This window comes from Fastidiosipila sanguinis, from assembly GCF_002998295.1.
Lineage (GTDB): Bacteria > Bacillota > Clostridia > Saccharofermentanales > Fastidiosipilaceae > Fastidiosipila > Fastidiosipila sanguinis.
Map to the genome: position 1 here is coordinate 821,326 of NZ_CP027226.1, position 14,304 is coordinate 835,629.

At 33.1% G+C, this 14,304-nt stretch carries 13 protein-coding genes and 2 tRNA genes; 2 read left to right on the top strand and 13 right to left on the bottom strand.

Going from position 1 to position 14,304, the window contains the following annotated elements:
• Positions 1-33 precede the first annotated feature (33 nt).
• The 10 genes from nusB to C5Q98_RS03590 form a co-directional block, all read right to left on the bottom strand.
• Entirely contained in the window at positions 34-582 is a 549-nt protein-coding gene (gene nusB / locus C5Q98_RS03545; protein WP_106012339.1) for a transcription antitermination factor NusB, read from the bottom strand.
• Between the two features lie 56 nt (positions 583-638).
• Positions 639-875: a DUF2273 domain-containing protein gene (locus C5Q98_RS03550; RefSeq protein WP_106012340.1), complete on the bottom strand. Its 237-nt coding sequence runs from the start codon at positions 873-875 to the stop codon at positions 639-641.
• 39 nt (positions 876-914) lie between these two features.
• Positions 915-1,466, bottom strand: coding sequence for an alkaline shock response membrane anchor protein AmaP (gene amaP, locus C5Q98_RS03555; RefSeq protein ID WP_158695699.1), 552 nt, complete (start codon positions 1,464-1,466; stop codon positions 915-917).
• Entirely contained in the window at positions 1,459-1,866 is a 408-nt protein-coding gene (locus C5Q98_RS03560; protein WP_106012342.1) for an Asp23/Gls24 family envelope stress response protein, read from the bottom strand. The genes amaP and C5Q98_RS03560 overlap by 8 nt, the downstream gene beginning before the upstream one ends.
• A gap of 48 nt (positions 1,867-1,914) precedes the next feature.
• Positions 1,915-2,478 carry an elongation factor P gene (gene efp, locus C5Q98_RS03565; protein WP_106012343.1) on the bottom strand — a complete coding sequence of 188 codons (564 nt, stop codon included), beginning with the start codon at positions 2,476-2,478 and terminating at the stop codon, positions 1,915-1,917.
• A 57-nt stretch (positions 2,479-2,535) separates the two neighbouring features.
• The gene (locus C5Q98_RS03570) at positions 2,536-3,054 is read right to left on the bottom strand and encodes a YqeG family HAD IIIA-type phosphatase (protein WP_106012344.1); all 519 of its coding nucleotides are present in this window, start codon (positions 3,052-3,054) and stop codon (positions 2,536-2,538) included.
• Between the two features lie 27 nt (positions 3,055-3,081).
• A complete protein-coding gene (locus tag C5Q98_RS03575; protein WP_106012345.1) occupies positions 3,082-3,702 on the bottom strand; it encodes a pyroglutamyl-peptidase I in 621 nt (206 codons plus the stop codon).
• Between the two features lie 7 nt (positions 3,703-3,709).
• Complete coding sequence (locus tag C5Q98_RS03580; protein WP_242967400.1) at positions 3,710-6,016, bottom strand: DNA gyrase/topoisomerase IV subunit A; 2,307 nt, start codon at positions 6,014-6,016, stop codon at positions 3,710-3,712.
• Positions 6,017-6,069: 53 nt separating this feature from the next.
• The gene (locus C5Q98_RS03585) at positions 6,070-8,067 is read right to left on the bottom strand and encodes a toprim domain-containing protein (RefSeq protein ID WP_106012346.1); all 1,998 of its coding nucleotides are present in this window, start codon (positions 8,065-8,067) and stop codon (positions 6,070-6,072) included.
• Between the two features lie 73 nt (positions 8,068-8,140).
• On the bottom strand, positions 8,141-9,811 hold the full coding sequence (locus C5Q98_RS03590) for a formate--tetrahydrofolate ligase (protein ID WP_106012347.1): 1,671 nt from the start codon (positions 9,809-9,811) through the stop codon (positions 8,141-8,143).
• Between the two features lie 442 nt (positions 9,812-10,253).
• Here C5Q98_RS03590 and C5Q98_RS03595 point away from each other — a divergent pair, with 442 nt between their 5' ends.
• Positions 10,254-10,757 (top strand): helix-turn-helix domain-containing protein, encoded by a 504-nt coding sequence (locus C5Q98_RS03595; protein WP_106012348.1) that lies wholly within the window; start codon positions 10,254-10,256, stop codon positions 10,755-10,757.
• A 16-nt stretch (positions 10,758-10,773) separates the two neighbouring features.
• On the top strand, positions 10,774-11,523 hold the full coding sequence (locus C5Q98_RS03600; RefSeq protein ID WP_106012349.1) for a hypothetical protein: 750 nt from the start codon (positions 10,774-10,776) through the stop codon (positions 11,521-11,523).
• 74 nt (positions 11,524-11,597) lie between these two features.
• Here C5Q98_RS03600 and C5Q98_RS03605 read toward each other — a convergent pair.
• The 3 genes from C5Q98_RS03605 to ppk1 form a co-directional block, all read right to left on the bottom strand.
• Positions 11,598-11,674, bottom strand: a tRNA-Arg gene (locus C5Q98_RS03605).
• A gap of 10 nt (positions 11,675-11,684) precedes the next feature.
• A tRNA-Gly gene (locus C5Q98_RS03610) sits at positions 11,685-11,758 on the bottom strand.
• Positions 11,759-11,993: 235 nt separating this feature from the next.
• On the bottom strand, positions 11,994-14,294 hold the full coding sequence (gene ppk1 / locus C5Q98_RS03615) for a polyphosphate kinase 1 (protein ID WP_106012350.1): 2,301 nt from the start codon (positions 14,292-14,294) through the stop codon (positions 11,994-11,996).
• Positions 14,295-14,304 lie beyond the last annotated feature (10 nt).

Here is a 14,304-nt window from a genome sequence, read left to right on the forward strand (position 1 = left end):
TAGTAGATACCGATTAAATATTGTAGATTTTAATTAACTGTTTTTAGAGTCACTTATCTTACCTAACACGGCATTAATATAGGAGTATGACTTATCATCTACATACATGTGAGAAAGCTCTACTACCTCATTAATGGCAACAGAATCAGGGACTTCATCACTAAAGAGTATTTCGTAAGTGCCAATTCTTAATAAGATTTTTTCTAATTTAGGCAATCTCTCTAAAGTCCATTTTTTAAGATGTTTTGAATATATTTCATCCAATTCATCTTTTCTTTCCCAAACGTTATAGACCAAATCTTTAAAAAACTTCAGATTAGATTCATTTAATTCAACAATTATTCCTGTTTCAAGATCTTCTCTATCAGTTTCTGCTTGTTTAGCTTTTGCTAATGCAACTTCATTACTTGAATCTATATCAAAAACAGACTGTACGGCATCCAATTCATTTGTAGTCGTATTTGCATCATTAATAATTCTAACCTTGATAAAATTCTCAATTTGTCTATCTAGGTCATTACTTTGGCTATCTAATTGATATAAGGCCTGCATAGCTTTTTCTCTTGCAGCTTTACGACTCATACTTTCACTCCTCTATAAGTTTATTGTTATTGATATATATTCTCGTCTATCTATTACTATCTAAAACGTCCCGGTGGGAATATTTTGTCCAAAAGCTCTCTAAAATTCTCTGAGTTCTTAATGAACTTCGCACCTAAAATAAATCCTAGAGTTGCACAGAACAAAATGAATAAAGTTTTCCATAAACCAAAAATTACTAAAAGCAGCCCTAAACCTAGACCTGCTCCACCACCAATCAAACCAGCATCTCTACCATGTAGTATTTTAAAAATAGGTTCAAATAAATTTTTCATATCTTTAATCTCGTTTTTGCAAATTAGGTCTAGCGAAAACTATCTCTCAACAACAGTTCCTAATACTTCTACTTTTTTAACATTAATTCTGACTTCTGATACTGCAATACCAGTATACTTTTCAATATCTTTTTTAACACGTTCTTGGATTTTTCTCATTTGTTGAGGAATCTCAACATCTGAATACAGTGTTACATCAAGAGTTAAATTTAAAGAATTCTCATCATCACTACTTACTCTTGCTTTTGCATTCTTGATTCCAGCTTGAGCTGTCTTTGCAGCATTCAAAGCTATATTTTCTATCGCTACAGAACCAATTTCTACTACACCATAGTCACTATTTGTACTTCTTCGTCCTTTAAATTTACCACCGTAAATAGCATAAAATAAACCATAAGCGAAAGCTGCAAAAATAATTAAAAGAATAATAAAGATTGTCAATCCAGTCCAAAAATTTCTTTCATTAGCCAAAAATACCATTAATTTTTGTGCTAAAGCTGAATTTTTTGACAGCAATGAAAAAGCTAAAAATGTATAAACTATACCTAAAACAGATAAAACTGCTAAAATCCAACGCCAAAACTTATTCATTTTCAAACTCCTTTTCAAGCTGCGAAACATCCTTGAAATTTTCGCTTAAAATTATATCTCTCACATAAACATTGACAGAATTAACATCCAAACCTGTATATTTTTCAACATCAGCTTTTACGCTTGATTGGATTTGCCATGCCACTTCCGGAACATTAAAACCAAAAAAAATATTAGGATAGATATTTATATCAACGAGCTCTGAGTTATTTGGCAAGAATGATACTTCAACTCCTTGCCCTTCGTGCCATACTCCAAAAGCTTCTTTAATCGTAGCAATTGTGCTTTTTTCCAAAGATGCAACACCCTCTACATTTAAAGAAGCTTCAGCAGCATATTGGGCAATAAAGCCCAGTGACATCGAACGCTCGCCCTTATCCTTCCTAATATTTTCTGGCATATTTAATTCCTTAATTTTCTATTATTTTATACTAAAACACAGCTAAAATTAATCTTTAGCTCTATCCATATATTCACCGGTTCTGGTATCAACTCTAATCTTATCACCTGTATTAACAAATAGAGGGACCTTAACAACAGCACCTGTTTCTACTGTACAGTTTTTACTTGCATTAGTTGCAGTATCGCCTCTAACACCAGGCTCTGTTTCTACTACTTCTAATACAACAAATGTTGGTAAGTCTGCACTAATTACTCTTCCTTCTGCCACTTTAATAGTACAGGTCATACCTTCTTTTAAGAATTTAATTTGATCTCCAAAAACTTCTCTATCCAATGGTGTTTGTTCGAAAGTCTCTGGATCCATAAAATAGAAGAAATCCCCATCTTCATAAATAAAATCTAAATTATGATGTTCCAAAACTACTGGTTCATATTTTGCATTTGGGTTAAATGTATTCTCGATAACTGAACCTGAATCCAAGTTTCTATATTTAACTCTAACAAAAGCTGGGCCCTTTCCTGGTTTAACATGTTGGAACTCTATAACTTGACATATACTGTTATCCAACATAAATGTTGTTCCTTTTTTAAAATCTCCTGCTGAAATCATTCAACTTCCTCCTAAAATTTATTTTTCCTCTTTTCAATAACTTATATTTTACTAGCTTTATGCAATTATGTCATCAAAATACTCATTCTTCTTTGTAAGTATTTTGACAATTTTCTCTAAAAAGCGTTTAACCTGAATATAAAAAGGTTCTTCTTTATTTAATGGATCTAGCAAAACTACCTCTATGCCATAATTGTTAGCTGCCCATACATCTGTGAATATCTGATCCCCAAAATATAGCATTTCAGCTTTAGAAACCTTATACATTGCCTGTACTTTTTCAAAGGCTGTAATTCCTGGTTTTTTTGCATTTCCAATAATATCAATAGGTAAATCTTTTGCTAAATCATCAGCTCTATCTTGCTTTGCATTAGAAATAATAGCCACAATAAATCCACTATTTTGCCATTTTTCAATTTGCTGATTTGCATAATCACTTGATTCACGACTACCATGACTAGCTAAGGTATTGTCAAAATCAAATACTGCTATTTTATAACCTTTTGCTTTATAGGCATTTGGATCAACTTTAGATAAGCTTTTGTAATACGCATCTGGAATGAATTTTTTGAACATTAGTCATCCTCATTTCCATTTTTAGTTTTATTCTATATTATTTCTATAGTCTTCAACCAAGGCTTTAACAAGAGTTTCTACAGCCAAACTTAGCATATCTAAGCTCATTGAAGGCTGATTTTTGTCTACTACCTGCTCTAGAATATAAGGAACATGAATGAAGCCGCCCTTAATTGCAGCGTCTGATTCATTAATATACTCCATTAAGGAATAGAACAAACTGTTGCAAACAAAAGTTCCCGCAGAATATGATACAGAACTAGGTATATTTGCTTCCTTAAGTCTTTGCAATAATAAATCAATTGGCAAAGTGCTAAAGTAGCCATCTGCTCCTTCAGATGAAATAACTTCATTTTTTGGAGCAAAACCTGTGTTATCTGAACTCAGGCTATTTCTATAATTAATTCCTATTTTTTCAATAGTAATATTATTTCTTCCACCAGCTTGACCAAATAAAAGCACTGCATCTGGCTGAATTTCTTCCATCATCTTTTTAAGCTCTAAAGAAGACCTTATGAACTCTGTAGGTAATTCAAGCTTAAATACATCTACACCAATAATATTTATATTTGCATTTTTAATAGCTTCCCAAGATGGATTAATTTTCTCTCCACCAAATGGATCAAAGCCCGTAATTAATATCTTCATTTGTATCCTACTTCATATCTTCTATGCCAACTTGTTTGGCTAATTTTTTCTCCCCACGTAAATATCTACCATTTTGTGGGAAAGTTTTAACCCTGTAATAGTCTGGATCTTCAATTTCTAAATTTATAATAGGTTTGAATACGGTACTTGAAGAATTTCTCTTAAGTTTCTGTATCCTTGTACCCAGATTTGATCTTGAATTTACTAACTCTACATCATCTGCTGAGAAAATTAGCATTTGTTCTTGGTCATTTATAATTGCAAACTCGTTTTGATCATCAGCAAACAACATTAACTCTAGATCTTCTCGTTCATATGGATTTTCAGGATCAGTTTTACCTGGTTTTAAGTAAACAGCACCTATTGGTGGTTTCTTAACATTAATTGCATTTAGGATCTTCCTACGTCTGCTTTTAGTCTCATATTCGCTCAAGGCAATTTTTGAAACTCTACCATTTTGAGAGGCAACCATTATCTCTCCGGTATAATTCTCTCTATCACCACCATAAAGAACAACGAAGAAAATTGACTCATCTGGATCTAAATCCAAGGTACTTGGTAAGTAATTACCCCAATCTGATGGTTTATTATCTTCCAAGTCATCCATAGCGATTCTATAAAGATTCCCGGCAGTACTGAAGCAGAAGAGTAAATCTGCATTTGTTCCCTGTTCAACTTGGATGATTTTGTCATTGTCTTTTAGCTTCAAATCACCTGCACTTCTCAATGAAGTCAATGCCATTTTCTTAAGATATCCATGATCTGTAAGGAATACTTTAAGATTGAAATCATCAATAAATTCTTCCTCAACATACTCTTCTATGTTCTCTTCCGCAACAATAGTTGTTCTACGAGTTTGAGAATAATTCTTTATTACTTGTTCTAATTCCTTGATGATAACTTTGTCTATTAATTTAGCACTCTTAATTATCTTCTCTAATTCAGCAATATCCTTGTCCAGATTTTCAATTTCTGAAACTCTTTTCAGAATGTATTCTTTGTTCAAGTTACGCAACTTAATTTCGGCAACATACTCGGCCTGTAATTTATCAATATCAAAACCAGCACAAAGATTAGGAATTACATCTGCTTCTTTCTCAGTATTTCTAATAATACTAATAGCTTTGTCAATATCTAGTAAAATTGCCTCGAGTCCTCTTAAAAGGTGTCTCTTAGAATCTTTTTCACTTAAACTATCTTGTTTAGCTCTCTTAACGGTAACTCTTCTAAAGACTAACCACTCAGCTATTATATTTCTTACACCCAAAGTTCTTGGATAACCATTAATTAGAATATTAAAATTACATGCAAATGAACTCTCCATAGGAGTTGATTTGTATAGTTTTTGCATGAGTAAATCATAGTCTGTGTTGCGCTTACAATCTATAGTTATCTTTAACCCTTGTAAGTCAGTTTCATCTCTAATGTCATTTATCTCTTTGATTTCACCAGATTTAACCTTGTCAACAATAGCATCAATAATAGCTTCAACTGTAGTAGTGTATGGAATTTCATAAATCTCAATTAAATTATTCTTCTTATCAACTCTATACTTAGCCCTTAATTTAAAACTACCTCTACCTGTCTCATAGATCTCACGCATTTTCTCTTCATCATAAATTAAATCTGCGCCTCCTGGGAAATCAGGTGCAGGCATAATTTCAAGAACATCTACTGCAGGATCTTTTATGTATGCAATAGTCGTTCTACAAACTTCAGCTAAGTTAAATGGGCAAATATTAGAAGCCATACCAACAGCTATACCTTGATTGGCGTTAACTAAAACTGAAGGGAAAGTAACAGGGAGCAATGTTGGCTCCTCCATGCTACCATCATAATTAGGGACAAAGTCTACAACATCTTTATCAATATCTTTGAAAAGCTCTTCCGCAAGTTTATCCAACTTAGCTTCTGTATATCTAGGTGCTGCATACTGCATGTTCTTTGAGAACTGCTTACCCATGTTTCCTTTTGAGTCAATATAAGGATGGAGTAACGCTTCGTTTCCACGTGTTAATCTAACCATAGTGTCATAAATGGTCTGATCTCCATGAGGGTTAAGCTTCATAGTCTGACCAACAATATTGGCAGATTTTGTTTTATTCCCTCTAAGTAAGCCCATCTTGTACATTGTATAAAGCAACTTTCTATGTGACGGTTTAAAACCATCTATCTCAGGAATTGCTCTAGAAACAATTACACTCATAGCATAAGGCATATAGTTAGTTTCAAGCGTCTCTGTAATTGCTTGTTCATGGATAATAATCTCATCACTATTTAAAACCATATCATCTTGTCTACGTTTCTTGCTCATTTATACTCCATTTCACTACTTAGAAATATCAAACTTTAATTACTTTTGTGGCTCTAATTCAAATCTAGCTGATCTAGATAAATATGACCATTATTTGCTATATGTTCTTTTCGGCCCTCTAAGTTATCGCCCAACAATAATTCAAAACTAGCTTGTGTTAATTCTTTTTCTTCTGGAATTACCTGAATTAATCTTCTTGTCTCAGGATTCATAGTTGTTTCCCACATCATTTCAGGCTCATTTTCACCAAGACCTTTTGATCTTTGTATATGTAAGTTCTTTGTACCGTGCTCATTTATTAGAATATTCTTCTCTTTTTCATCAAAAGCGAAGTAGGTTTCTTCTTTACCAGAATTTCTATAAGTTAATTCATAAAGTGGTGACTCAGCAATATATACTTTGCCCTCCTCCAATAAAGTAGGTGTTAAACGATAAAACATTGCTAACAATAATGTTCTAATCTGGAAACCATCAACATCCGCATCTGTACAAATTATTATTTTGCTCCAACGCAAATTGTTGATATCAAATGTTTGAATATTCTTATTCTTAAGCCCTTGAATCTCAACACCAGTTCCAATAACTTTTATTAAGTCAACAATAATGTCGTTTTTTAGAATCTGATTCATATCTGATTTCAAACAGTTTAAAATTTTACCTCTAATAGGAATTACTGCTTGGAACTCAGCGTCTCTTCCTAATTTTACAGAACCAAGAGCAGAATTACCCTCAACTATATACAACTCACGTTTATCAATATCTTTTGAACGGCAATCAACAAAGTTTTTAACCCTGTTATTAATGTCTATTTTCCCCATTAGGTTCTTTTTAACATTAACTCTTTGCTTCTCGGCGCTCTCTCTACTACGCTTGTTAATTAGGATTTGATCAATAACTTTATCAGCATCTTCAGAATTCTCAATGGACCAAACTTCAAGATGTTCCCTCAACATATCTGTGATAAAACGTTGAATGAATCTATTATTAATAGCTTTCTTGGTTTGGTTCTCATAACTTGTCTGTGTTGAGAAAGAGTTTACTACACATATCAAAGAATCTTGGACATCTTGCCAAGTTATATGAGCTTCATTTCCTTTGTATTTATCTTTAGTTTTAATAATCTTATCAATCGCACTGGTAAAAGCACTTCTTACAGCTTTTTCAGGTGATCCACCATATTCAAGGAAGGAAGAGTTGTGATAATACTCTTGCATGGAAACCTCTCTATTAAAGGCAAAAGCTAACTGCAGCTTAAGTTTGTATTCTGGTCTATCAGCCGCATCACGACCTTTACCAGCATCTTCCCACATTATTACAGAGGTAATAGAATTAGCTTCATTTAGCTCATCTACATAGCCCTTAATACCATCAGGATATGAAAACTCGTCTTTTGTTCCAGTAATCTCATCCTCAAATTCAAAAACAACTCCAGCATTAACAATGGATTGGCGTTTTAAAACATCCACAAAATATTGATGAGAAATCTCTATATCAGTGAAAACTTCTTGATCTAATTTAAACTTCTGTTTAGTTCCGGTCACCTTGCTGTTAGTCTTTTTCTTACTTAGACCACCTTGGTTTACACCTTTTTCAAAATGCAAATTATATATATAACCATCTCTTACGACTTCTACATCAAAAAATTCTGAAGCATATTGTGTCGCACATGCACCCAAACCATTTAAACCAAGGGAAAACTCATAGTTTTCACCTTCTAATGTATTGTATTTACCACCTGCATATAATTCTTGATAAACCAGCTCCCAGTTATATCTATCTTCATTTGTATTGTAGTCCAAAGGTATACCTCTACCTTCGTCAATAACTTCAATACTATAATCTTTAAATCTTTTTACTAGAATCTTCTTACCAAAACCTTCTCTAGCCTCATCAATAGAGTTAGATAGTATCTCAAAAAAAGCATGTTGAGCACCGACAATATCATCTGAACCGAAAATAACTGCTGGTCTCAAACGTACTCTATCTTCTCCTTTTAATTGAGATATACTTTGGTTATCATAATTCTGTTTTATTTCTGTTTTTTTTGACATATTTTCTCCATCAAATTATTACTAAAAGACATTATAGCAGATAAACACTAGCTCTAGAGCTTAGCGAAAGTTCCTATGCTAAACCTGTAATTGTACCATCTTTTCCAACTTTAATATTCATAGCAGCAGGCTTCTGTGGTAATCCTGGCATTGTGTTTATGCTTCCAGCTTTAACAACAACAAACCCTGCACCCGCTTTAAGCTCAACATCAGTAACTTCAAATTCAAAATTTGTAGGAGCCCCTAACTTATTAGCTTTATCTGAGAATGAATATTGAGTTTTGGCAATACACACTGGAAGTTTTTTGTATCCATCCTTCTCAAATTTACGCAATTTGTTCTTAACTCCGGAAGAATAGACCACTTTATCCGCTCTATAAATCTCTGTAGCTACAGCTTCAATCTTATCGACAAACGAAGTTTCTAAATCATAAATGAATTTTTCTTCTGCATTATTGTCTGTGATTTCAATCACTTTATTAGCTAGATCTATAGCTCCTTCAGAACCTAAATTATATGGGTCGGCAACTACTGCCTCTACGCCAAGTTCTGAAACTAAATCTTGTAAAGTTTTAATCTCCGCTTCTGTATCTGAAGGAAATCTATTAATGGCAACAACAAAAGGACGTCCAAACTTATGAACATTTTCCATATGCCTCTTTAGATTTGAAAATCCTTCTCTTAACGCATCTAGATCTTCTTTCTCTAGATCTTCTTTCTTTTGTCCACCATTGTATTTAAGTGCTTTAACAGTAGCTACCAAAACAACAGCATCTGCTTTAACATTTTCATTTCTAGAAACAATATCAAAAAACTTCTCTGCGCCTAAGTCTGCACCAAATCCTGCTTCAGTTACGACGTAGTCAGCTAATTGTCTTGCCAACTTCAAGGCAACAATAGAGTTAGATCCGTGAGCTATATTCGCAAATGGTCCACCATGAATTAACGCTGGTGTATTCTCAATAGTTTGGACTAGGTTTGGTTCAAAAGCCTTCTTAAGGAGCAATAATAATGAATCTGTCGCACCCAAATCATCAGCTCTGATTATTTCATTAGAATAATTATAAGCAACGATAATTCTACCTAGGCGAGTTCTTAAATCTTCTAAGTCTTCAGCTAAACATAGAATTGCCATTATTTCGGATGCAGCAGTAATCTCAAATTTAGATTCTCGCATAACACCGTCCGTATTTGGACCCATGCCTATAACTATATTTCTCAAAGCTCTATCATTAACATCTAGAACTCTATTCCATACAACATTTTTGGGATTTATATTTAGCTGGTTTCCCTGGTAAATATGATTATCAATAATTGCAGCCAGCAAATTGTGAGCTGATTCAATAGCAGCTATATCTCCAGTAAAATGAAGATTAATATCTTCCATTGGCAAAATTTGACTATAGCCACCACCGCAGGCCCCACCTTTCATTCCAAAAACAGGCCCCTTTGATGGTTCTCTTAATGCACTTAAAGCCTTTTTACCAACCTTATTTAATGCCATTGAGAGAGCAATATTTACAGTGGTTTTTCCCTCTCCAGCTGGTGTTGGATTAATGGATGTAACCAAAATGAGTTTAGAGTTATTTGTTTCGGAACAATCATTATTTAGAAGGTCTAGACTAATTTTAGCCTTGTGTTTACCATACAAATCTAGATAATCCTCTGAAATGTTTAAATGCTTAGCCACTTCCCTTACATCTATCAGACTTGCGGAATTAGCAATTTCAATATCACTCTTCATTATTCCCACCTCTTTCATGAATTAAGCTGTTTCCTGTTTATTATCACTAAGTTTAAAGTTATACAGCCTATATTTTGAATCTTAAAACAATTTACAATTTAATAAATTAACACATTTTCTTTCAAATTCCTACATAATAATTCCGACACATTTTTGTATAAAAAAAAGGGGCCATATTAATTATATGACCCATTTTGAGGAAAAATAAGAAAGTTATAGCACTAAGTAATTCGAAATGCTAAGTTTTATCGCATATATATATTAAACACTATTAATTTGATATTTAAGTTAAATGATTGTGATGAATTGTGATAATATCAACTTTAATTCGAGTGTTTTCTCAACTATTAGTTGTCTAAAAGGAAACAACTCAACTACAGGAATATTTTCAAACCGTTAAATATAGCAGATAATATAAGCATAAAACACGGAGGTTATTGATATGAAAACTTTAGGTAATAAAATTTCAACTTTAAGAAAAGAACGGGGTTTAACACAAAGTGCTCTAGCAGAAAAACTTAATATCTCTGCTCAAGCTATCTCTAAGTGGGAAACAGATCAGGCCGCGCCAGATATTAGTCTATTAGCTCCTCTCGCAAAAATTCTAGATACTTCAATAGATTATCTACTAAATGAAGATGCCGAAGAGCCTGAAACTATTTTTGTACCTGAACCAAGCGAAAGAGATTATAGTAAACTGATATTAAAAATAAGAGTTATTGATGAAGATGATAAAGTTAATATTAATGTACCATTTTTATTGGTTAAACAGATGCTAGCCACTGGATCTAACAGCTTCTCAAACTTAACTATGGGTGGTACAAATATTGAACTAATGAATGAAGATTTTGAGAAAATTGTAGAACTTATCGAGAGTGGAGTTCTAGGAAAAATTGTTTCTATCAGCACACAAGATGGTACAAGTGTAGAAATTTATGTTGAATAAGTTATAAAAGGTAAATATGAAAATTTATATCAGACGCCTTGAAGGTGACAAAGAAATAATTAATAAATATAGAATACCTATTGGGCTTTTTCTAAATACTATTACTGCTAGAATTGCTGCTTCTGCTGTAAGTGGAGATTTCAGAAAGGATATTTTAAAAGGTTTAGAAAGTCTTAAAGACCTCCCTGAGTTGCAAGATACTTGCGCATCAAGTGAAGCAAATGAAGCAAGTGAATCAGCAGAATTAACAATAACAGCTGAAGAACTACTTTTAGATGAAGCACATAACATTATTACTTCGCCTGAAATAGAGAATGAAGTTTTAACTGAAAATGATAAAAAAGAGTTGAGCAAAGCTAGAACTTCAAAATACACTCTTAGTTTTGCTGATGGAACCACCATAGAAAGGGAAAACTCTGAAGATAAGCAAGAAGTCAAATCTAAAGCATCTTATCTAGGCAAAGAAATTTCAAAATCAAAGGATGATTTAGGTCAGTATAATAATAAAGGGAAAAGTTTTTCTCTCTTTGCTTCTTCCGGGGGCGAATTAGAGCCTTATATAGATAAATTAAATACTCTAATTAATTCAGATGACAAAGACTTTAATAACGCACTAAATAAATACAGAAAAAAATACAAAAAACAAAAACGATTAGAATTCAATCAAATATTCAAGATATTAAAGAAATCTGCCAGACAGAACAGAGGCTTACGATTAGTGGATGTTCAAAGCAATGACGGTACTATAGTAATCATCGAATTCTAATCAATGTAGCTTCCCTCTTCTTAAATACTTAAAAAATAAAAAAGCCTGTAGTAATTTACTACAGGCTTTTCTTCTGGTGAGCCCAGGAGGTCTCGAACCTCCGGCCTACAGCTTAGAAGGCTGTTGCTCTATCCAACTGAGCTATGGACCCTTAAAAAAGATGGAGCAGGTGAAGGGAATCGAACCCTCGCGGTCAGATTGGAAATCTGAGGTTCTACCATTAAACTACACCTGCATCTAAGTACATTCATTACTTCCAAAACCGAATGCTTAAGTATGATACATTAAGTGAAACTTTTTTGCAAGTACAATAATGAAATTTTCCTTTATAAAATAAATTCAGTTATAATCCCTTTTATAAACAAGAGAATAATTAACTGGAGCAGCATTTATAAATTATTACTTATATCAATCGAGCTCCAGTTAAATATTCCTTTATAACAATTATGCTAACTATTATGTAGCAATTATTAATCATCAATTTCGCCAATTTCTGATTTGAACTCTTCTGCGAAAGAACTGTAACTATACTCTTGCAAGTCAGCATCTAAATCTGGATTTTCTGCTACTTTCAATGGCTCAATCAATTTGTCATTTTCACTCTCTCCAGATCTTTCAATCGCTAAAACTTGTTGAACAGCTTGACTATCAACAGGATTATCTTTAGATCTAAACTTCTCATAACTTCCATCTGCTTGCATTATAAATGAGCGTTCAGTATCGTTTAGTTGTAGATCGATTATCTCTTTTACCCTATCCTTAACTGCTTCGGCCTCTACTGGGAAGATTATCTCAACCCTTCTATCTAAGTTTCTATCCATCCAGTCAGCACTTCCCATGAAATATTCTGGATCGTCAGCATTTGCAAAAACATATATTCTACTATGCTCAAGATACTTACCAACTATAGATTTAACTTGAATATTATCAGATACTCCTGGAATACCAGTCTTCAGACAGCAGATTCCTCTAACTATAAGTTGAATTTTAACCCCAGCTGCATTTGCTTCATGTAATTTCTTAATAATACCTTCATCGACTAGAGAGTTCATCTTTGCAATTATCCAAGCAGTTTTTCCTGTTTTTGCATTAATAATTTCTCTATCTATTAAGTCATAGAAACTAGAGCGTAAATATCTAGGAGCAACTAATAATTTCTTGAAACCATTTGGCTCAGAGTATCCTGAGATCATATTAAAGAACTCAGTTGCATCGCTACCATAAGCATCAGCCGCTGTGAATAAACCTGTATCTGTATAAATCTTAGCAGTAGAGTCATTATAGTTACCGGTTCCTAAGTGAACATATCTGCGAATGCCATCTTCCTCTTCACGTACAACCATGGTAATTTTACTATGAGTCTTTAATCCCACTAAACCATAGATTACGTGTGCTCCTGCTCTTTCTAATTTCTTTGCCCATTCAATATTATTTCCTTCATCAAAACGAGCTTTAAGTTCAAGCAAAACAAGAACTTGCTTACCATTTTTAACAGCTTCCTCCAAATAATGAATAATAGGCGAATTACTACTTACCCTATACAAGGTCTGCTTAATTGCAAGAACTTTTGGATCTCTAGCTGCTTGTTTAACAAACTCTAGAACTGGATCGAATTTTTCATAAGGTAAGCTTAGAAAAACATCTTTTTCTCTTATCTTTGAGAAAATATCACTCAGATCATCCCCTGCAAGCATGGCTGCTTTTTGAGGTTTATATGGCGGATAATGAAGATGTGATTTATAATCCAGCTCTGGACTTCGACTTAATTTACCTAAGAAAGCTAAATCAAGTGGTCCTGGAATTTGATAGATATCATCTTGCTTAATTTCCATAAAATCCTGTAGCATTGCAAGAATTCTTAAACTAATATCAAAATCGCTTCTGATCTCTAATCTAATAACTTCTCCCCACTGTCTCTGATATAGTTTTTTCTGAATTTCTTCAAGCAAGTCAGAAGTTTCAGCTTCATCAATTGACATATCAGCATTTCTGATAATTCTATAATTTAATTTTGCTAAAATTTTATAACCTGAAAATAGCTCATCAATATAATGATAAATTATATCCTCTAATAGAATATAACAATGAGTTTCTCTAGCATCCAACCCACGTTCTTCTGCAAATTGTTTATTCGGTAATTTAAGCAATCTGCTAATACCTACAGGGACTTGAACTGTAGCAAATTGAACTTGCTCTCCACCATCTTCCTCGTTGTAGTCTTCAGTCTCAAGCAGAACAGCAATATTTTGACTTTCATTAGGCAACAATGGGAAAGGTCTTCCTTGATCCACCGCCATTGGAGTGAGAATTGGATAAAGTTTATTCTTGAAAAATTTATACACAAACTCTCTTTGTTCAGTAGCTAAATTTTTAAAATTCTGAATAAAAATATTTTCATCTTCCAATGAAGGTATAAGATGTTTGTTATATGTTTTATATTGCCCTTTTACAAAGTTATGCATTCTTTTGCTAAGAGCTTTTAATTGCTCATGTGCAGTCATACCTGCAATATCACGTGAATAATCATCATTTTTCACTTGTTCTTTTAACCCTGCAACACGAACACTGACAAATTCATCTTGATTAGTTTGAGTAATAGACAAGAAACTTAATCTTTCTAGTAATGGAGTCATGGGATCACTAGCTTCATACAAGATTCTCTCATTAAAATCTAACCAGCTGATTTCTCTATTAATAAACCTTTCATGCCCTGGATAAATAATGTCTTTTTCTTTCTCAACTTTTTCTTGCTTATCTAAATATCTAGTCATTTAATATCCT

Bases quoted from the DNA above. Each gene is read 5' to 3' on its own strand.
- nusB (WP_106012339.1), bottom strand. From the start codon at position 582: ATGAGTCGTAAAGCTGCAAGAGAAAAAGCTATGCAGGCCTTATATCAA.
- C5Q98_RS03550 (WP_106012340.1), bottom strand. From the start codon at position 875: ATGAAAAATTTATTTGAACCTATTTTTAAAATACTACATGGTAGAGAT.
- amaP (WP_158695699.1), bottom strand. From the start codon at position 1,466: ATGAATAAGTTTTGGCGTTGGATTTTAGCAGTTTTATCTGTTTTAGGT.
- C5Q98_RS03560 (WP_106012342.1), bottom strand. From the start codon at position 1,866: ATGCCAGAAAATATTAGGAAGGATAAGGGCGAGCGTTCGATGTCACTG.
- efp (WP_106012343.1), bottom strand. From the start codon at position 2,478: ATGATTTCAGCAGGAGATTTTAAAAAAGGAACAACATTTATGTTGGAT.
- C5Q98_RS03570 (WP_106012344.1), bottom strand. From the start codon at position 3,054: ATGTTCAAAAAATTCATTCCAGATGCGTATTACAAAAGCTTATCTAAA.
- C5Q98_RS03575 (WP_106012345.1), bottom strand. From the start codon at position 3,702: ATGAAGATATTAATTACGGGCTTTGATCCATTTGGTGGAGAGAAAATT.
- C5Q98_RS03580 (WP_242967400.1), bottom strand. From the start codon at position 6,016: ATGAGCAAGAAACGTAGACAAGATGATATGGTTTTAAATAGTGATGAG.
- C5Q98_RS03585 (WP_106012346.1), bottom strand. From the start codon at position 8,067: ATGTCAAAAAAAACAGAAATAAAACAGAATTATGATAACCAAAGTATA.
- C5Q98_RS03590 (WP_106012347.1), bottom strand. From the start codon at position 9,811: ATGAAGAGTGATATTGAAATTGCTAATTCCGCAAGTCTGATAGATGTA.
- C5Q98_RS03595 (WP_106012348.1), top strand. From the start codon at position 10,254: ATGAAAACTTTAGGTAATAAAATTTCAACTTTAAGAAAAGAACGGGGT.
- C5Q98_RS03600 (WP_106012349.1), top strand. From the start codon at position 10,774: ATGAAAATTTATATCAGACGCCTTGAAGGTGACAAAGAAATAATTAAT.
- ppk1 (WP_106012350.1), bottom strand. From the start codon at position 14,294: ATGACTAGATATTTAGATAAGCAAGAAAAAGTTGAGAAAGAAAAAGAC.